Annotated in this window: 15 protein-coding genes; 7 read left to right on the forward strand and 8 right to left on the reverse strand. The window is 64.6% G+C overall.

Going from position 1 to position 18499, the window contains the following annotated elements; translation table 11 throughout:
* The first annotated feature begins 367 nt into the window (after positions 1–367).
* The gene (locus tag SUTH_RS10140) at positions 368–1189 is read left to right on the forward strand and encodes a HoxN/HupN/NixA family nickel/cobalt transporter (RefSeq protein WP_041099017.1); all 822 of its coding nucleotides are present in this window, start codon (positions 368–370) and stop codon (positions 1187–1189) included.
* A 145-nt stretch (positions 1190–1334) separates the two neighbouring features.
* Positions 1335–3893 (forward strand): bifunctional diguanylate cyclase/phosphodiesterase, encoded by a 2559-nt coding sequence (locus tag SUTH_RS10145; RefSeq protein ID WP_041099018.1) that lies wholly within the window; start codon positions 1335–1337, stop codon positions 3891–3893.
* Between the two features lie 33 nt (positions 3894–3926).
* Here the strand turns inward: SUTH_RS10145 and SUTH_RS10150 are convergent, their stop codons facing one another.
* Genes SUTH_RS10150 through SUTH_RS18460 form a run of 4 tightly spaced genes read right to left on the reverse strand, consistent with a single transcriptional unit; the run spans position 3927 to position 7525 of the window.
* Positions 3927–4565: a VOC family protein gene (locus SUTH_RS10150; RefSeq protein WP_041099019.1), complete on the reverse strand. Its 639-nt coding sequence runs from the start codon at positions 4563–4565 to the stop codon at positions 3927–3929.
* A gap of 5 nt (positions 4566–4570) precedes the next feature.
* A complete protein-coding gene (gene nikR, locus SUTH_RS10155) occupies positions 4571–5053 on the reverse strand; it encodes a nickel-responsive transcriptional regulator NikR (protein ID WP_041099020.1) in 483 nt (160 codons plus the stop codon).
* A gap of 1 nt (position 5054) precedes the next feature.
* Positions 5055–5966, reverse strand: a complete 912-nt coding sequence (locus SUTH_RS10160) for a hypothetical protein (RefSeq protein ID WP_041099021.1) — start codon at positions 5964–5966, stop codon at positions 5055–5057.
* On the reverse strand, positions 5966–7525 hold the full coding sequence (locus SUTH_RS18460) for an HD domain-containing phosphohydrolase (RefSeq protein ID WP_052473522.1): 1560 nt from the start codon (positions 7523–7525) through the stop codon (positions 5966–5968). Before SUTH_RS18460 ends, SUTH_RS10160 begins: the two co-directional genes overlap by 1 nt.
* Before the next feature lie 287 nt (positions 7526–7812).
* Here SUTH_RS18460 and SUTH_RS10170 point away from each other — a divergent pair, with 287 nt between their 5' ends.
* The 5 genes from SUTH_RS10170 (at position 7813) to SUTH_RS10190 (ending at position 12992) form a co-directional block, all read left to right on the forward strand.
* Positions 7813–9624, forward strand: coding sequence for an NAD(P)H-dependent oxidoreductase subunit E (locus SUTH_RS10170; protein ID WP_041099022.1), 1812 nt, complete (start codon positions 7813–7815; stop codon positions 9622–9624).
* Complete coding sequence (locus tag SUTH_RS10175) at positions 9621–10334, forward strand: 2Fe-2S iron-sulfur cluster-binding protein (protein WP_041099023.1); 714 nt, start codon at positions 9621–9623, stop codon at positions 10332–10334. The genes SUTH_RS10170 and SUTH_RS10175 overlap by 4 nt, the downstream gene beginning before the upstream one ends.
* Positions 10331–10900, forward strand: a complete 570-nt coding sequence (locus tag SUTH_RS10180) for an NADH-quinone oxidoreductase subunit B family protein (protein ID WP_041099024.1) — start codon at positions 10331–10333, stop codon at positions 10898–10900. The genes SUTH_RS10175 and SUTH_RS10180 overlap by 4 nt, the downstream gene beginning before the upstream one ends.
* A gap of 9 nt (positions 10901–10909) precedes the next feature.
* Positions 10910–12397, forward strand: coding sequence for a Ni/Fe hydrogenase subunit alpha (locus SUTH_RS10185; protein WP_041099025.1), 1488 nt, complete (start codon positions 10910–10912; stop codon positions 12395–12397).
* A gap of 133 nt (positions 12398–12530) precedes the next feature.
* Positions 12531–12992, forward strand: coding sequence for a hydrogenase maturation protease (locus SUTH_RS10190; protein ID WP_041099026.1), 462 nt, complete (start codon positions 12531–12533; stop codon positions 12990–12992).
* Between the two features lie 10 nt (positions 12993–13002).
* Here SUTH_RS10190 and SUTH_RS10195 read toward each other — a convergent pair whose 3' ends face one another.
* From SUTH_RS10195 to SUTH_RS10210, 4 genes are all read right to left on the reverse strand, one after another.
* Entirely contained in the window at positions 13003–14781 is a 1779-nt protein-coding gene (locus tag SUTH_RS10195) for a glycoside hydrolase family 15 protein (protein ID WP_041099027.1), read from the reverse strand.
* Positions 14778–15530, reverse strand: coding sequence for a trehalose-phosphatase (gene otsB, locus SUTH_RS10200; RefSeq protein WP_052473523.1), 753 nt, complete (start codon positions 15528–15530; stop codon positions 14778–14780). Before otsB ends, SUTH_RS10195 begins: the two co-directional genes overlap by 4 nt.
* Complete coding sequence (locus SUTH_RS10205; protein ID WP_041102171.1) at positions 15527–17764, reverse strand: alpha,alpha-trehalose-phosphate synthase (UDP-forming); 2238 nt, start codon at positions 17762–17764, stop codon at positions 15527–15529. Before SUTH_RS10205 ends, otsB begins: the two co-directional genes overlap by 4 nt.
* Positions 17765–17927: 163 nt before the next feature.
* Positions 17928–18452, reverse strand: coding sequence for a universal stress protein (locus SUTH_RS10210; protein WP_084207560.1), 525 nt, complete (start codon positions 18450–18452; stop codon positions 17928–17930).
* Positions 18453–18499: the final 47 nt, after the last annotated feature.

Below are 18499 nucleotides of genomic sequence, written 5' to 3' on the forward strand. Positions count from 1 at the left end.
ACGCAATTCGCCGTGGCGCCATCCGCAGCGGCGAGGATCCGCAGCGGCGAGGATCCGCAGCGGCGAGGATCCGCAGCGGCGAGGAGAGCGTACTTTGCTCGACCGCCTGGCTGCGCAGGGGATTCATCAGAGCGTACTTTGCTCGACCGCCTGGCTGCGCAGGGGCAGCATCAGCGCCGACCTTGCGGCCAATTCAGTCCGGATACCCATTTCGACGATCGAATAGAAACTAATCAGCCGAATCATCGCCAAAGCTCATAACTGCATGATTAATCGTAAGTTATGTTGTATCAAAAGCCGGGCATGGATTTTGTATGAGATTCTGCCTAGACTTCATACCGCGTTCTGCTGATACAGGCCACCCTCCATGGATCTGCCCACCGACTGGATCGCCCTCCTCGCCCTGGTTTTCATTCTGGGCGCCAAGCACGGCCTCGACGCCGACCATCTCGCCACCATCGACGGGCTGACCCGCCATAACCTGCGCTTTGCGCCCGGCCGTGCGCGCTGGTGCGGCTCCCTGTTCTCGCTCGGCCACGGCGCCATCGTCTTGCTGATTGCGCTCGGCGTCGGGCTGGCGTCGGCGAAGTGGCAGGTGCCGGAATGGATGGAAGACCTCGGCACCTGGATTTCGATCAGCTTCCTCACCCTGCTCGGCATCCTCAACCTGCGTGCCGTGCTGACGGCGCCGGCCGGCGACATGGTGGCCACGATCGGCATCAAGGCCGGCCTGCTGCGCCGCCTGCAGGCCACCTCGCATCCATTGGCGATTGCCGCGGTCGGATCACTCTTCGCGCTTTCCTTCGACACCATGAGCCAGGCCGCCCTGTTCGCCGTGACCGCCACACAACACGGCGGCGTTGCCCACACCCTCGCGCTCGGACTCGCCTTCACGGTCGGCATGCTGCTGGCCGACGGCGCCAACGGGCTCTGGATCGCCCGCCTGCTACGCCGCGCCGATCATCGCGCGCGCATCGCCTCGCGCGTCATGGGCCTGATGGTCGCCGCCATCAGCCTGTCGGTCGCCGCCTTCGGTCTCGCCCGCTGGCTGCACGCCGACGTGTCGCAGTGGTACGAAGGCAAGGAGCTGATGGTCGGTGTCGGCGTCATTGTCCTGCTGACCGCCAGCTTCCTGATCGGCAACTGGCTGGCGCGCGGCTCGGAACTGATCGGCGCGACCCCCGACTGAGGCCGGGCAACACCACCTGAACCGGACAGCCGCCGTACCGCCGGCGCCGACTCCCGGGCAGGCGGCAACCCTGCGTCCGGCGATCCATGTCGATTAGCGGAGCGTGCTATCGTAGGTGTCCTGAGTCCGTGTGCATGAGGATTGCATGCCGCAACCGCCGGTCGCCGATGCCATAGTTGTCGACAATCGCAGCCTGACCCATGCCCTGCGCTGGGTGGGCGGCCTGGCCCTGCTTTACGGCTTGCTGTGGCTCTTTCCTCCCAGTGCCGACCTCGGCCTGAGCCGCTATCTGCCGCTGCACACCACGCTGGAAACCGCGGCCATCGTCGCCGCCATGCTCTCCTTCGGCATCGCCTGGAACGCCTGGGCCGAATCGCGCCCCGGCAACGTCCTGCTGATCGGCGCCGCGCTGTTCGGCGCCGGCCTGCTGGATTTCGCGCATACCCTTTCGTATCACGGCATGCCTGATTTCGTAACGCCATCCAGCCCTCAAAAGGGCATTGCCTTCTGGCTGGCCGCGCGCTATCTGGTCGCCGCGGGCCTGCTGGCCATTGCCCTGCGCCCGTGGCGGGCCGCGCTGCATTCGAACTTCCGCTATCTGCTGATGGTCGCCGTCGTCGTATATGTGACGTCGACGTATCGGCTGGTGCTGTTCCATCCCGACTGGCTGCCCGACTTTTTCATTGCCGGCAGCGGGCTGACGCCGCTCAAGCTTTTGCTGGAGTACATCCTGGTTGCCATGTATGCGACAGCGGCCATCCTGTTCTATCGCGAGGCCCGCAAGGGCGCCGGCTTCAACGCCGCCGAACTGTTCGCGGCGGCGGCGATCGCCGCCCTCTCGGAACTCTGCTTCACGCTTTATGCCTCGGTATCCGATGTGTTCAACATCGTCGGCCATCTGTACAAGATCCTGTCCTACGGCTTCATATTCCGCGCCGTCTTTGTCGATAGCGTCCAGCAGCCGTTTCAGGCACTGAATGTGGCGCTCGAAAAGGAGATGGAACTGTCGGCCGAGCAGCATTCCTTCGTCCGCACGCTGAACATGCTCGACGAGGCCGTGCTCGAAATCACGGCCGATGGACGCATCGTCAGGGCCAATCAGGGCTGGTGGCAGCTGATCGGACGTATCCCGATGGCAAACTTTCAGCTGCTGGACAGCATGCGGGACGAGGACCGTGACAGTTTCCGGCTCTATCTGCTGGAGTTGACCGACGGACGCCGCGACGAATTCCACGGTCGTTTCCGTTTCAGCGGAGCCCAGACCGAAAAATTGATGGACTGCCGTTTCGTCGCCGAAAGAGCGGCCGATGGCCACGTGGCAGGCCTCCGCGGCGTGCTGCGCGACATCACCCAGAGCCATCAGCAGGAACGCCACATCGCCCACATGGCGCTGCATGACGCATTGACCAACCTGCCCAACCGCGCCCTGCTGGAAGACCGCATCCACAAGGCAATCCAGCTTGCCGAGCGCAGCGACCAGCATGTTGCCGTCTGCCTCATCGACCTCGACCACTTCAAGAACATCAACGATGCCCACGGCCACAAGACCGGCGATGCCCTGCTGGTCAAGCTGGCGCAGGTGATCAAGGGCAATCTGGGCGAAGGCGACACCCTGGCGCGCTGGAGCGGGGACGAATTCGTGATCCTGCTGCCGAAACTGCCGGGAGCCGAGCTGGCGCGCCAAACCGCGCAGCGACTGGTCGCCGCCATGCACCAGACTTTCGAACTCGGCGGGCTGTCGGTCAACATCACCTTCAGCATGGGCGTCGCGCTCTATCCGGACGATGGCAAGGACGGCGAGGCGCTGCTGGCGCAGGCGGACCGCGCGATGTTCCACGCCAAGTCGCAGGGTCGCAACAATTTCCAGATGTTCGGCGAGATGGCGGAAAAAGGCCTGGGCAAGACCGAATTCGACACCCGGTCGCGCCTGGCGCAGGCGATCCGCGACAGGCAGATCAGCGTCTGGTATCAGCCGCTGGTCGCTGCCCGTCCGCACCGGAACGGAGGCGCGCGCCTGGCGGGCGTCGAGGCATTGGCGCGCTGGCACGATGAAAAGGCCGGCTGGATCTCGCCGGCGGTGTTCATCCCGATGGCGGAGAACCTCGGCCTGATCGGCGAGCTTGGCGACCTGGTCCGACGCCAGGCGCTTGAGCAGTTCCGGCACTGGCGCACGACACACCCCCAGCTTCACATCGCGCTCAACATTTCGAAACGCCAGCTGTTCGCGGCGAATTTCATCGACGTGCTGAAGGCCGACATGGAATCCTGGGGCATCCCGCACACCGCGGTAACGCTCGAAATAACCGAATCGGTGGCCATGATGGACGTCGAATTCGCCGACGAACGCCTGCGACAGCTTTCCGCCGCCGGTTTCACGCTTTCCATCGACGACTTCGGTACCGGCTATGCCTCGCTTTCGCAACTGCACGAACTGCCGGTCGGCGAACTGAAAATCGACATCTCCTTCGTTCGCCGCATCCACTCCCCGGAGGGCTTGCGCATGGTGCAGGCCATCGTCAGCATGGCCCAGGCCCTGGAATTGCGCACGGTCGCCGAAGGCATCGAGGACGAAGCCACCGCGGCGACCCTGCGCAAGCTCGGCGTCGACATTTTGCAGGGTTACCATTTCGGCCGCCCCTGCACGGCGGAAGAGTTCATCGCCCTGCCGCTGTTCAACCCCGCGCCGGCGCTGCACAGCGCCTGATTCGCCGTATCGCCGGCGCCGACTCGCGGCGTTTCAGTCGAGCTCGACCAGACCCGTTGGCGTGCGAATATAGGCGACAAGCTCGGCGGCTTCATCGAGCGCACAGGGATGTACGTCAAGCCGCGCGCCTACGCCGAGGCTGTCCAGCACGGCCTTGATGCGCGCCGGCTGCGGATGAAAGCCCTCCAGCTTCATCAGCCGGCAGCCGGCATCGGGCAGTCGCGCCGCCGGATGAAACGGCACATCCCATTGGATCAGGGTCGGCACCAGCCCGCTCCCCGGCAGGCGACCATCGGGCGGCACCGTGATGCGCCAGCGGAAATCGCCGCGTTCCATCGGCAGAATCTCGCCCGGCGCCTCGGCACTCGCGGCGGCATCGCGCCGGATGTCGTCGCTGCGCACGACCCAGTGGATCAGGCGCGGACGATCTTCCGGCAGGGCCTCCGGCGAATCGAGCCCGAACCAGCGCGGCCGGCCGGGAGGCGGCGCCAGCGGATCGATCGCAATCAGTTCGAGGTAGAAATCGTCACCAAGGCCGAGCAGGCGATTGTGCGTGCCCATGCGAACGTGGCGCCCGCCCGGAGCCAGTGCCACGCCGAGCCGCTGCTCCAGCCACGCGGTGCCGCGATCGAGATCGCGCGCGGCGAGCACGAGGTGATCGGGTACCGCCATACAGCTCAGGTTTTTGGCTTCAGATGCACATGACCGCGACTGCGGCCGGCGGGCGTATAGCCGTGATGATGCTCGCGTCCCGCATCGACCTCGACGTCGATCAGGTTGAGCTGGCCGTGGCGCACGCCGCGCTCGGCGATCAGCGCATCGGAGAACTTGCGCACCGCGGCCGTCGGCCCGCGCAGGATGACGCTTTCAAGGCAGTTCTCGTGGTCGAGATGGGCATGCAGGGTGGCCACCGTGAGGTCGTGCTGGCCGTGCTGCAGGGCAGTAAGCCGCTCGGCCAGGTCGCGCTCATGGTGGTTATAAACATAGGAAAGATTGGCGACGCAATGGGTCGCCTCGCCACGCTTCTGGCGCGCCTGTTCCAGATGTGCCCGCAGCAGGTCGCGCACCGCCTCGGAACGGTTCTGGTAGCCGCGCTCGGCGATCAGCCGGTCGAACTCGGCGGCCAGGTCGGCATCGAGAGAAATCGTTATGCGTTCCACTTCAGTTTTCGCCTTTCATCGCCAGCACTTGTTCCACCACGCCGCCGCGCTTCAGGTAATCCAGCCGGCGTTGGCGTTCCATTTTTGTCACGCGTTCGAGGTACTCCAGATTGCGCTCTATCGACTCCGCGTAGAAATTTCGTTCGGCACCCTGCTGCCGGCCGAAATGCTGCATCAGATGGATTGAAACGCCGTCCAGGTCCTGGTCAAGCCGCGTCCTGGTTCCGCGATAAAAGTTCGAGGTCCTTTCCAGCAGGTCATGGACGTCGAGGAAATTGCCGATCCGCGCCTCTTGCAGTTCGAAGTAGAGCAGCAACAGGCGTTCCAGATATTCGCGATTCGCCATCTGGCCGATCAGATCGGCCGTGGCCGTGGCATAGGCGGCGCGCTGCTGTTGCAGGTTGTCGAACCCGATCGAATCCGGATGCGTGCGATGATCGGTCAACAGGATCACCCGGGTCGTGGCGTCGAGCACGCCCGGCGGCAGATCGGCCAGATGCGTGCGCGTGAACTCGACGCCGCGCAACACGTGGGTATCGGTGAACTGGGCGCCGGTGCCGCCGGCTTCCTCATCCTTCATCAGGTAGCCGATGTCGTGCATCAGGGCGCCGATCAGCGCGGCGTCGATGTGGTCGGCATCGAGCCCCTGGCCGGCGAGATGCATGCCGTGCAGCATGCGCGCGGCGCACAGCACCACCTCGTTGGTATGGCCGCGGTTGTGATACAGCGTCTTCAGATTCTGGTAGCCGGACAAGCCGCCGGCAAAGGCTTTGTCCAGCAGGCGAAAGGCGCCGGCAATCCGTTTCAGGTCATGGGCCGGCGCGAACGCATGAACGATCGCGCCGACCTGGGCCTCCACCTCGCCAGTGTCGTGGGTGTTGCCCAGCGCGGCAAAGGGGCTGTCGTACGCCATTATTTGCCGGAGCGATAGTTCTCGAGCGGAGGCGCTTTCGCCACCAGAGGCTCCGGCACGCCAAGGCAGCGCCGCAAGGCGGCAATCACGTGGGCGTCGAAACGCGTGCCGGCCCCGGCATCGAGTATCGACAGCGCATCCTCGACGCTCATTTTCTTGCGGTAGTGGCGATCCGCCGTCAGCGCCTCGAAGACATCGGCGACCGTCAGTATCTTCGACATGAAGGGAATTTCGCGCTCCGTCAAACCGCGCGGATAGCCGCTGCCGTCAAGCCGCTCGTGGTGCGAGGCGGCGATCAGCGGCACATTGCGATACTTGCGGGTGAAATGGATGCGCGTCAGGATGTCTTCGGTCAGAGCGGGATGCCGCTTCATTTCGTCGAATTCGGCGTCGTCGAAGGGACCTTCCTTCCTCAGCACGCTGTCGCTGACGCCGATCTTGCCGTAATCGTGGAGCACCGCCGCGACCCGCAGCAGGTCGAGCTCCTCGATGTTGAAGCCGAGTTCGCGGCCGATGGCCACCGCATGCAGCGCCACGTTGGTCGAATGGCCCGCGGTCAGCCCGTCCTTGGCATCGATCGACGCCGCCAGGACATCGAGCATGCTGTGGAACTGGCGCTCCTGCTCGGCAAACATCATGGCATTCTCGATGGCGATGGCGACAATGCCGGCCACCGCCTCCAGCGTCGCCAGATCGTCATCGGAAAACAGCCCGCCGCGCCTGTTGATGGCCTGCACCACGCCGAGCGATTCGCCCGAGGTGCTTTTCAGCGGCACGCACAGCATCGAATGGGTGCGGTAGCCGGTGCGCTGGTCCACGCTGCGGTCGAAGCGCGAATCTTCCCAGGCCTCGTCGATGCGGATGCTGCGTCCCGTCACGGCGGTCAGGCCGGCGATGCCGAGTTTCATGTTGAGCGAAATCGAGCGCCCGTCGCCGCCATCGGCGTGGATCGCCACCAGCCGGCCGCTGCCCTCCTCCAGCACGAACACCGTGCCGCGATCGCAGCCCACGGTATTGCGCAGGGCAATCACCTCGGCTTCGACCCCGGCGGGATAGATATCGCCATTCTCGACCCACTTGGCCAGCCGTCCCGCCGTCTGCCTGATCATTACCTCGTCTTCGGCGGTAAAGCGGCCGGTGATCTTGTTGAGCAGTTCGAGCCCGCCCAGGATATGCCCGTCCGCCGCCAGCAACGGGGCCACCAGCAGGCTTTCGGTGCGATAGTCGAGTATGGAATCGACCTCGGGATTGAAATACGGCGAGGCGTAGGCGTTGGATACGTTGGTGAGCTCGCGGCGCAGGATCGCGGTGCCGACAATCCCCATGCGCAGCGGCACCACCAGCGCGCGCCCTTCGACGCCCTCTGCAAAATTCGCGCGCAACTCCATGGTGTCCCGGTCGAACAGGAACAAGGTGCTGCGGTCGGCTCCCAGCAGGGCCGTCACCTCGCCCATCACGACCTGGGCCAGGCGGCCGAGGTCGTGCACGGAACTTACCCGCCGCTGGATTTCGAGGCAGTGGCGAAAGCGCTGGTCGTCGGACGCGCGGGCATCGGTCATGAATCGGAAAATTCCATGTTTCCTTCCTGATACCCAAGGTCGATGCCCATCGAACCACCCTCGCGTCGAATCATGGTTTGCAGTTCCCAATGCCCACTGCGCACAAGGCCAAATCGTAGCAGAGCGGCATGAAAATTTCTTCAGACATGATAAATGATGATTATCCATGATGTATCAGATATTGCGTAAGGCTGGCCGGGCAGGCGAAACGTTGACCCAGATTAAATCCCTGTAACACGGGCGCGCTATGCTGCAATGCACAGAGCATCTCTTTTTGGGGTTTCGCCATGTCCGATATCGATGTGATTGCTGCTGTCCTTGACCGCCACCATCATGACGGCACGCGCCTGATGCAGATTCTGCGCGAGATACAGGAACAACTTGGCTGGCTGGCTCCCGAAACCTTGACCAGCGTGGCGGCGACGGTTGGCTGGCCGCGCGCCAGGGTCGAAGGCACCGCCGATTTCTACAGCTTCTTCCACACCCGGCCGATGGGCCGCTACCGCGTTTTGTGGAGCGACAACATCACCGACCGCATGCTGGGCAATACCGACCTGATGGACGCCATGTGCAAGAAGCTCTGGCTGGAACCGGGGCGGGTTTCCGAAGACGGACTGGTCAGCGTCGATACCACGTCCTGCACCGGCATGTGCGACCAGGGGCCGGCGCTGCTGGTCAACTACCGGGCGATCACGCGCATGACGCCCTCCCGCGTCGACGACATGATCGAGCTGATCCGCAAGGAAGCGCCCGTCGCCGAATGGCCGGCGGCATGGTTCGCGGTCGAGGACAACATCCGGCGCAAGGGCATCCTGCTCGATCACGGCCTGGTTCCCGGCCAGGCCCTGGCGGCGGCGCTGGAACGCGGCCCGGAAAAGATGCTGGCCGAGATCAAGGATGCGAAGCTGCGCGGCCGCGGCGGCGCCGGCTTCGGCACCGGCCTCAAATGGGAGGCCTGCCGCAATGCCGCGGGACATGGAGCGGGTGCCGCGCATTACGTCGTCTGCAATGCCGACGAAGGCGAACCCGGCACCTTCAAGGATCGCGTGTTGCTGACTTCCCATGCCGATCTGGTATTCGAGGGCATGAGCATCGCCGGCCTGGTGGTGGGCGCGAAAAAGGGCCTGCTCTACCTGCGTGGCGAGTACCGCTACCTGCTCGAACCCCTGGAGTCGGCGCTGGCGGCACGGCGCGAAGCGAAACTGCTGGGCAGCAACATCCTCGGCACGCCTTTCGAGTTCGACATCGAAATCCACCTCGGTGCCGGCGCCTACATCTGCGGCGAGGAATCGGCGCTGATCGAGTCGCTCGAAGGCAAGCCCGGCCGGCCACGCATCCGCCCGCCCTTCCCCGTCACCCACGGCTACCTCGACCAGCCGACCACGGTGAACAACGTCGAGACGCTGGCGGCGGCCTGCCTGATCGCCACCCACGGCAGCGCCTGGTATCTGCGGCACGGCACCGAAAAATCCAGCGGCAGCAAGATCCTTTCCGTCAGCGGCGACTGCGAACGCCCCGGAATCTACGAATATCCCTACGGCGTCACGGTACGGCAGGTGCTTGACGACTGCGGCGCCTGGAATCCCCAGGCCGTGCAGGTCTCCGGCCCTTCCGGCATCTGCCTGGCGGAAGCCGAATTCGGCCGCCGGATCGCCTTCGAGGACATCCCCACCGCGGGCGCCTTCATGGCCTTCGACGAAACCCGCGACATGTTCGAGGTGGCGCGCAACTTCGCCCACTTCTTCGCCCACGAGTCCTGCGGCTTCTGCACCCCATGCCGGGTCGGTACCACGCTGGTGCGCAACCTGATGGACAAGATCGCGCGCAACCACGGCTCGCCCTACGACATCAACGAACTGTTCAAGCTGCACCGGCTGATGCAGGGCGCCAGCCACTGCGGGCTGGGCAACAGCGCCTGCAACCCGATGTTCGACACGCTCAACAAGTTCCGTCCCGCCTACGAACGCCGGCTCATGTCGCTCAATTACGAACCGGCCTTCGATCTCGACGCGGCACTTTCGCAAGCGCGGCAGATGACCGGCCGCGACGACGACGCCGCGCATTTTTCAGCGCATTTGCAAAAAGAGGCCGAAGCATGACCGCGACCAACACCTTCCATATCGACGGCAAGGAAGTTCCCTTCACGCCGGGACAGACCGTCATCCAGGCGGCGACCGCAAACGGCACCTGGATTCCGCACTTGTGCTGGCATCCGGATTTCCAGGTTAACGGCTCCTGCAAGCTGTGTACGGTCAAGGTCAATGGACGCTTCGGCTCAAGCTGCACCATGGAGGCGCAGGCCGGCATGGAGGTCGAAAACCGCACGGCCGAACTCGACGACAAGCGCCGAACGCTGTTGCAGATGCTGTTCGTCGAAGGCAACCACTTCTGCCCGTCCTGCGAGAAAAGCGGCGACTGTGCCCTGCAGGCCACCGCCTACGAACTGAAGATGATGTCGCCGCATTTCGACATGTTCTACCCCGACCGCCCGGTGGATGCCTCGCACCCCGACATCCTGCTCGACTTCAACCGCTGCATCATGTGTTCGCTGTGCGTTTCCGCGTCACGCGACGTCGACGGCAAGAGCATCTTCTACATGGGCGGGCGCGGCATTCTCGGCCGCCGCGTGCATGTCAGCAGCGAGAGCGGGAAACTAGGCGACACCGATTTCGCCGTCACCGACCGTGCCGCCAGCGTCTGCCCGGTTGGCGTGATCCTGAAGAAGCGCCGCGGCTTTGCCGTGCCGATCGGCGAGCGCACCTACGACAAGGCGCCGATCAGCGGACAGGTCAAGGAAACCACATCATGAACGCCCCCACCAGCCAGGCCGCACCCGTCGCCAGGAAGCTGCGCGTCGCCACCACCAGCCTTGCCGGCTGCTTCGGCTGCCACATGTCCATCCTCGACATCGACGAGCGCATCCTGAAGCTGGTCGAGCTGGTCGAGTTCGACCGTTCGCCGCTGACCGACATCAAGACCTGCGGCCCCTGCGACCTGGGCATCATCGAAGGCGGCCTGTGCAACGCCGAGAACGTGCATGTGCTGCGCGAGTTCCGCAAGAACTGCAAGGTGCTGCTGGCCCTGGGCGCCTGCGCCATCAACGGCGGCCTGCCCGCGCAGCGCAACCACCTCGACCTGCGCGACATCCTCGAAGAGGTGTATCAGACGGGAGCGGACATGTCCCATGGCGGAATACCCAACGATCCGGAACTGCCGCTGCCGCTGAACAAGGTGCATCCGATCCACGAAGTGGTGAAAGTGGATTATTTCCTGCCCGGCTGCCCGCCACCCGCCGACGCCATCTGGAAGCTGCTGACCGACCTGCTCGCCGGCCGCACGCCGAACATTGGCCACGGCCTGCTGCATTACGACTGAGAAATCATCATGAGCTTCGAACTCGAAACCGCCCTCTCCCCCGAAAAACTGCGCCGCGTCGCCATCGATCCCGTGTCGCGGGTCGAAGGCCACGGCAAGGTCACCATCCTGCTCGACGACGACAACAAGGTGCACCAGGTGCGCCTGCACATCGTCGAATTCCGCGGCTTCGAAAAATTCATCCAGGGCCGCCCGTATTGGGAAGTTCCGGTCATGGTGCAGCGCCTGTGCGGCATCTGCCCGGTCTCGCACCATCTCGCCGCCTCGAAGGCGCTGGACATGATGCTCGGCATCAAGCAACTGACGCCGACCGCCGAAAAGAATCGCCGCCTGATGCACTACGGCCAGATTCTGCAATCGCATGCTTTGCATTTCTTCCATCTTTCTTCACCCGACCTGCTGTTCGGCTTCGGTTCGGACGTCGCCGCGCGCAATGTCGTCGGCGTCATCGCCGCGCATCCCGAGATCGCCAGGAAGGGCGTACTGCTCAGGAAGTACGGCCAGGAAGTGATCCGCATGACGGCCGGCAAGCGCGTGCATGGCACCGGCTCGATTCCCGGTGGCGTGAACAAATCGCTGTCGGCCGAAGAACGCGCCGAGCTGCTGAAAGACATCTACCAGATGGTGGCCTGGTCCCGCGAGGCGGTCGGCATGATCCGCGGCCTGTTCGAGCAGAACCTCGTCGAATACAACGACTTCGGCCGCTTCCGCTCCGCCGGCATGTGCCTGGTGTCGCCCTCCGGCGCGATGGACCTCTACCACGGCGGCCTGCGCGCGCGCGACATCGACGGCAAGACCCTGTTCGACCATTTCGATTACGGCCGCTACTGGGATGTCATCGCCGAGGACGTCAAGCCCTGGTCCTACATGAAGTTCCCCTTCTTCAAGTCGCTGGGGCCGGACGACGGCTCCTACCGCGTCGGCCCGCTGTCCCGCGTCACCCTCTGCGACAGCATCGCGACACCGCTGGCCGACAAGGCGCGCGAGGAATTCATGGCCTTCGACGGCGGCAGCGCAGCCGGCGCCACGCTCGGCTACCACTGGGCACGCATGATCGAAATGCTGCACGCCGCCGAGAGCATCAAGGACCTGCTGCACGACGACGACATCAGCGGCCACGACCTGATGGCCACCGGAACCCGCCAGGAACGCGGCGTCGGCGTCATCGAAGCGCCGCGCGGCACGCTGATCCACCACTACCGCGTCAATGAAGACGACCAGGTGATCCGCGCCAACCTGATCGTGTCGACCACGCACAACAACCAGGCGATGAACACGGCGGTGCGCGAAGTGGCGAAGAAGTACCTCAACGGACGCGAGATCACCGAAGGCCTGCTCAACCACATCGAAGTCGCGATCCGCGCCTTCGACCCCTGCCTGTCCTGCGCCACGCATGCACTGGGCCAGATGCCGCTCGAAGCCGCAATAGTCGGCGCTGACGGTACGGTGATCGACGAAGCCACGCGAGACCATCGCGGGCTCACCCGGAAAGTTTGAGCGTGAGGAAATCGACTCACCGCAGAGGCGCGGAGATGCAGAGCAAACGCAGAGGAAAACCTGGAGCTTTTTCTCTGCGTTGCCTTTCTCTGCGCCTCTGTGCCTCTGCGGCTAGACTTTTTGGTTCTACCGCTTGACCGCGCCGACGCTGGTTTTCGGCTGGGGCAACCCCAGTCGCGGCGACGATGCGCTGGGGCCGCTGTTCGTCGAGCACTTCACCGCACTGGCGGCACGCCATCCGGAATGGGGCGCAGTCGAATGCCTGACCGATTTCCAGTTGCAGGTGGAACATGCGCTCGACCTGCAGGGCCGCCGCCGCGTGCTGTTTGTCGACGCCAGCCTCGATGCCGTCGCACCCTGCTCTCTGGTCCGCATCGAAGCAGCGCGCGACGCCAGCTTCACAACCCACGCCATGAGCCCGCAGGCCGTGCTCAAGGTCTTTGTCGACATCGACGACGGCGAGCCGCCGCCCTGCTGGTTGCTGGCGATACGCGGCGAACGCTTCGAGCTCGGTGAACCCTTGTCGGAATCCGCTGCCGGAAACCTGAAAGTCGCCCTGCTCGCAGCTGTCGACTGGATCGCCGGCGGCCGTTGAGCATCGCGCCTCAAAAGGCCTGGTCCCAGCGCATCGACAGGCGGATGGCGGCGTTGATCAAGCCCACCATGCTGTAGGTCTGTACGAAATTTCCCCATTGCTCACCGGTCTTCGGGTCGATGTGTTCGGCCAGCAGGCCATGCTGATTGCGACAGGCCAGCAGGCGCTCGAACAGCGCGCGCGCCTCGTCGCGCCGGTCCAGCGCCGCCAGGGCATTGACGTACCAGAAGGTGCACACCAGGAAGGCATTTTCCGGCTTGCCGAAATCGTCCTTTTCGACATAGCGGAAGATGAAGTCGCCGTGGCGCAGATCCTTCTCGACGGCGGCAACGGTGGCCGCAAAGCGCGGATCGGCAACGTCGAGAAAGCCGACTTCGGCCAGCAACAGCAGGCTCGCGTCCATCGCCTTGCCGTCGAAGGTCGAGACGAAGGCGTTGCGCCGCTTGTTCCATGCGCGCCGGCTGATCGTCTCGTGCATCTGCTTTGAATATTCGGACCAGTACGCCGCACGTTCGGCCAGTCCGAGGCGTGCGGCGATGCGTCCGAGGCGATCGCAGGCCGCCCAGCACATCACGGCCGAGAAGGTGTGCACTCGGGCACTGCCGCGCAACTCCCACAGGCCCGCATCGGGCTGGTCGTAGCAACGCCGCGCCTGTTCGCCCAAAGCTTCGAGGCGATGAAACAGCGCCTCATCGCCGCGCCGGGTCAGGCGCTGGTCGAAGAAGATGTGCGTCGCCGCCAGGATGGCCGAGCCATACACGTCATGCTGGACCTGGCGATAGGCCTGGTTGCCGATGCGCACCGGCCCCATGCCGCGATAGCCTGGCAGCGCATCGACTTCCCGTTCGGCGAGGTCGGCGCGGCCATCGATGCCGTACACCGGTTGCAGCGCTCCGCCGGCCGCATTTGCCGCGACGTTGACGATGTAGGCGATGTAGCGCTCCATGCTGCGCGTGGCGCCGAGCCGGTTCAGCGCATTGACCACGAAATAGCCGTCGCGCAGCCAGCAGTAGCGGTAGTCCCAGTTGCGGCTGCTGCCGGCCGCCTCGGGTATCGAGGTGGTCATCGCGGCGACGATGGCGCCGGTGTCGTCGAAGGCATTCAGCTTGAGCGTGACAGCAGCGCGAATTACCGCCTCCTGCCACTCGTAGGGAATGCCAAGGAAGCGCACCCACTCGCGCCAGTACTGGGCCGTCTCCTCGAAAAAACGCCGGCCGACCTCGCCCGCCGCCTCATGCACGCTCTCATCGGCGCCAAGCAACAGGGTCACGGTATCTTCGAGGAAGAACGGGGTTTCCTGCAGGATGGCGGTTAGCGAGGCATCCGTCGTCAGGCGCAGCGTGAGCCCCGGCGCCACGTAGCGGATGTGGTTGCTGCCCCAGGTCACCTCCGGGCGCGCGGCGCCGTCATCGCAGGCGGGCCGCAGGCGCAGGGTCAGGCGCGGGCTGCCGCCGAGGCGGCGGATGCGGCGCACCAGCATCATCGGCCGGAACATGCGCCCGTACTGGCCGAAGCGCGGCGCGAAATCGGTGATTTCCACCCCGCCACCATGGCAGTCGTGGAGCCGCGTCAGCAGGATCGCGGTGTTCTCCAGATAGTGCTGCTCGGTACGCTCGCAGTCCGCCAGTTCGACTGCGGCATAACCGTAGTCGTCGGCATTTCTCAGCAGCGAGCAAAACACCGGATCGCCGTCGAAGCGCGGAAAGCAGCCCCAGACGATCTTCGCCCGCGCATCGATCAGCGCGCCCACCGTGCAGTTGCCGATCATTGCCAGGTCAAGGTTGTTCATTGCCGTCCTTTCAATGCGCCGCCCAGCCAGCGCCGTACCGCAGCGACGCCGGACAGACGATACGCCGCACCACTCCGGCCGCTGCCGACCTTGATCGAAATGCCGCCCATCCGGTTTACCTCGGCAAAGCCGTGTTCGTCGTTGAGATCGTCGCCGATGAACACCGGAAGGCGCCCGCGAAACGGCGACTCCGTCAGGTATTCGGCCACAGCCGTGCCCTTGTCGATGCCAGCCGGCTTGAGTTCGATCACGCACTTGCCCTTCTGCAGTTCCAGCCCGCCTCCGGCTTCCTTCATCAGTTGCGCCATCAGCCGATGGGCATAGGCGGCCAGGTGCGGCGCCCGCCGGTAGTGCAGGGCCAGCGTGAGCCCCTTGTCCTCCAGCAGCAGGCCGGAGTGACGGGCCAGCACCGGCAGCAGCGCCTCCCTGATCGCGCATTTGGCCTCGGGTGGCGCGGCATGAATCCACAGACGCCCGGCGGCGTCGCGTCGTTCCAGGCCATGCTGACCGGCCAGCGGCAGGCGCAGCGCGCCGAGCAGTTCTTCCAGATTGGAAATGGAGCGTCCGCTGATCAGGGCGACCGCGCCGCCGGTCAGTTGATGCAGTTGCGCAACCAGTTCCAGCAGCTCCGTATCCACATGTACAAACGACGGCTGGTCGGCAATCTCCAGCAGCGTGCCATCGACATCGAGGAAAAATGCCCAGTCGATCTCCGTGTCCGGCGGCCGCCTGATATGCCCGCTTGTCATGCGGCGCCGCCCCCAGTTTCCACCAGATGGCTGCGCTGACGCATCGACGCCGCGTCGAGCAGCATGCGGCCGGCCCAGCGGTAAACATTGAATTCGGCGACCAGGCCGCGCATCAGGCGCATGCGATTTCGTTGCTCGTCGACCGGCATGGTCAACGCAAGATGCAGGGCCGCCGCGCACTGGTCGGTATCGTAGGGATTGACGATCAGCGCCTCCGGCAGTTCGCGCGCGGCGCCGGTGAATTGCGACAGGATCAGCACGCCGCGCTCGTCGTCGCGCGCCGCGACGAATTCCTTCGCCACCAGGTTCATGCCATCGTGCAGGCTGCTGACGAAACAGCAATCCGCCGCGCGATAGTATTCGTAGACCTGGCCGGCGTCGTGATGCTCGACCTTGAGCACGATCGGCAGGGGCAGGTCGCGGCCGCCGCGGCCGAAGCGCTCGTTGATGCGTATCGCCAGTGCCCGCACCTGGGCCTCGTGGCTCTGATATTCGTCGATGCTGGAGCGCGTCGGCGCCGCCACCTGAATCAGGCTGAACTTGCCTATCCATTCCGGATTGAGTTCCAGCAGTCGTTCGACGGCACGGAAGCGCTCCAGTATTCCCTTGGTATAGTCGAGTCGATCGACGCCGATGCAGAACCTGTGTCCTGCGGGAAAGTTGTTCAATGCGCGCATGTCGGCCGCGCACTGTTCGACCGGCTTTGCCAGCAAGGCGGGATCGGGCGGCCAGTCGACCGAGATGGGGTAACGCCGCACCGCGGTGGATTTTCCGCCAAACGATACGGTGAAGTTCTCCCGATCCACCCGCGCTTCCATGAAACGATCCACGGTATCGACGAAGTTGTTGCAGTGAAACTGGGTGTGAAAGCCGAGGATGCTGCTGCCGAGCATACCGGCGAGTATCTCCTGGCGCCAGGGACAAATGGCGAAGGACTCCGGATTCGGCCACGGAATATGCCAGAAGGTGATCACCGTAGCCTCCGGCATTTCCTTGCGAATCATGCGCGGCAGCAGGGCCAGGTGGTAATCCTGCACCAGCACGATCGGATTCTTCGTGCGCGCCTCGGCGACCACCGACCTGGCGAACTTGCGGTTGACCGCGACGTAATGCGCCCAGTCCGACGAACGGAAGATCGGGCGCACATGGGCGATGTGGCACAGCGGCCACAGCCCTTCGTTGGCGAAGCCGTAGTAGTAGCCGGCCTCCTCCTCCGCGCTGAGCCAGACCCGGCGTATCTTGTAGGCCGGATTTTCGGGAGGGACGCCGACGCAGTCATGGCGATCGACCACCTCGCGATCGGCCGAGCCGCTGCCATGGGCGATCCAGGTGCCGGAGCAGGCGCGCATGATCGGTTCCAGCGCCGTCACCAGCCCGCTGGCAGGCTGCTGCACCTCGATGCGCTCGCCGCGGCGCTGGTGGATGTAAGGCTCGCGGTTGGATACCACGATGACGTCGTCGCCGCGCAATTCGCCATGCAGGATCGCGCGCAGGGTTTCCGGCGTCCAGGCCATTTGCGATTCGTCGCGCGCGCGGTGCTCCGCTTCGAGGTCGCGCACCAGGCGCTGCAGATCGCGGGCAATCGGCCGAAATTCGGGAAGGCCCATTTTCGCCGCCGCGGCCGGGTCGCGCAGCAGGCCTTCGCCGCGCAGCAGGGAGCGCATCCCTGCCAGCCAGCCGCGCCAGGAAAGCTGGGCGATCACCACCGTCAACAGCGAGACGATGACGGCGAGGCCGATGAAGGCATGGAAAATGTAGCGCGTGGTTTCCTCGCTGCGCCGCGTGGCGAAGCTGAGGTCGTGTACCAGCACCAGCTTGCCGGCCGGATAGGCCTCGTTCGCCATCGGCTGGACCGACACATGCAGCGGGCCGCGCTTGCTCGGCAATGCGTTCTCTCCACCCGGAGGCCAGCGCTCCAGATCGTTGCAGCGCACTTCGGCCGGCATGGATTTGGAGGCAACGGCACTACCTTCGCCGCCGGGACAGAAGCCGATCGCATACAGGCGCTCGTCCTGGGTGATGCGGACGAAGAACTCGCCGATTTTCGCCTTGCGTCCGGCAGCGAGCTGCTCGAACAGGGGCTCGCTGATGGTGTTGGCGATCAGTACCGCGCGAATGTCCAGATCGCGCGTGAACCAGCGCAGAATCATCCGATCGACCAGCGGCGACACCGCGTAGGCAAAGCCGGTCAGCACCAGGATCAAGGGCAAGACAAAACGCAGGGAAAGTCGCATCAGGGTCTGCTTCCGCACAAATGGCTGCACCGACGCCGTCCCGCCGGCGTCGACTCTTCAGCCGTCAGCCGCGCACGGGGCCGGAAAAAACGGGCGGAAACAGCTTTCACCGAATCCGCCCGAACCTCTCCTCACGAGAAACTGTCAAAAATGCGTCATGTCCTCACGACACGGCGACGCCGGCATTCGTAACCGCCACCAGTCGTGCGGAGCGTTGCCGGGCCATCAGCACCGGCACGACCCGGCGCGAGAGCAAACTGAAAACCCCTCTGCCGGGCTCCGGCACGACGATTTCGTCGCAGGCCAGTTCCTCGGCTGCATCGAGGATCGTGAACACGATCGGCCCCGATCTGACATAGGCGGCAAATTCGATGTCGAGACCTTCCAGCATGCGCATGGCCGGCGCGAATATATGGTCGGCCCGCCGCCGCTTCACGGCCCGTGCCTCGGCATTGGCCGACAACGCCTGCCACTGCGTTGGCGATTCTTCGACATGCAACAGGCACACCGCCATGCCCAAGCCCTCGGCGCGTCGGCGGATCGCGTAGGCAACTGCGTGCCCCGCATCCTTCGCGCTCTTCACGGGAATCAACAGCCGCCGCACCTTCGCATGGCGAACGGCGGTTGGCGGCGGGACGGCCTCCGAAGGCATGGCGATCGCAGTACTCACGCGAAGCATGGTAGGCATCAATCGCCCTGCTGAAAATTCGGGCCATCACGTACGGGAAGCCGACG

Source organism: Sulfuritalea hydrogenivorans sk43H, from assembly GCF_000828635.1.
Taxonomy (GTDB): domain Bacteria; phylum Pseudomonadota; class Gammaproteobacteria; order Burkholderiales; family Rhodocyclaceae; genus Sulfuritalea; species Sulfuritalea hydrogenivorans.

What these genes read in the sequence shown, in the direction of transcription:
- SUTH_RS10140 (WP_041099017.1), top strand. Translation starts at nt 368, where the DNA reads ATGGATCTGCCCACCGACTGGATCGCCCTCCTCGCCCTGGTTTTCATT.
- SUTH_RS10145 (WP_041099018.1), top strand. Translation starts at nt 1,335, where the DNA reads ATGCCGCAACCGCCGGTCGCCGATGCCATAGTTGTCGACAATCGCAGC.
- SUTH_RS10150 (WP_041099019.1), bottom strand. Translation starts at nt 4,565, where the DNA reads ATGGCGGTACCCGATCACCTCGTGCTCGCCGCGCGCGATCTCGATCGC.
- SUTH_RS10160 (WP_041099021.1), bottom strand. Translation starts at nt 5,966, where the DNA reads ATGGCGTACGACAGCCCCTTTGCCGCGCTGGGCAACACCCACGACACT.
- SUTH_RS18460 (WP_052473522.1), bottom strand. Translation starts at nt 7,525, where the DNA reads ATGACCGATGCCCGCGCGTCCGACGACCAGCGCTTTCGCCACTGCCTC.
- SUTH_RS10170 (WP_041099022.1), top strand. Translation starts at nt 7,813, where the DNA reads ATGTCCGATATCGATGTGATTGCTGCTGTCCTTGACCGCCACCATCAT.
- SUTH_RS10175 (WP_041099023.1), top strand. Translation starts at nt 9,621, where the DNA reads ATGACCGCGACCAACACCTTCCATATCGACGGCAAGGAAGTTCCCTTC.
- SUTH_RS10180 (WP_041099024.1), top strand. Translation starts at nt 10,331, where the DNA reads ATGAACGCCCCCACCAGCCAGGCCGCACCCGTCGCCAGGAAGCTGCGC.
- SUTH_RS10185 (WP_041099025.1), top strand. Translation starts at nt 10,910, where the DNA reads ATGAGCTTCGAACTCGAAACCGCCCTCTCCCCCGAAAAACTGCGCCGC.
- SUTH_RS10195 (WP_041099027.1), bottom strand. Translation starts at nt 14,781, where the DNA reads ATGAACAACCTTGACCTGGCAATGATCGGCAACTGCACGGTGGGCGCG.
- otsB (WP_052473523.1), bottom strand. Translation starts at nt 15,530, where the DNA reads ATGACAAGCGGGCATATCAGGCGGCCGCCGGACACGGAGATCGACTGG.
- SUTH_RS10205 (WP_041102171.1), bottom strand. Translation starts at nt 17,764, where the DNA reads ATGCGACTTTCCCTGCGTTTTGTCTTGCCCTTGATCCTGGTGCTGACC.
- SUTH_RS10210 (WP_084207560.1), bottom strand. Translation starts at nt 18,452, where the DNA reads ATGCCTACCATGCTTCGCGTGAGTACTGCGATCGCCATGCCTTCGGAG.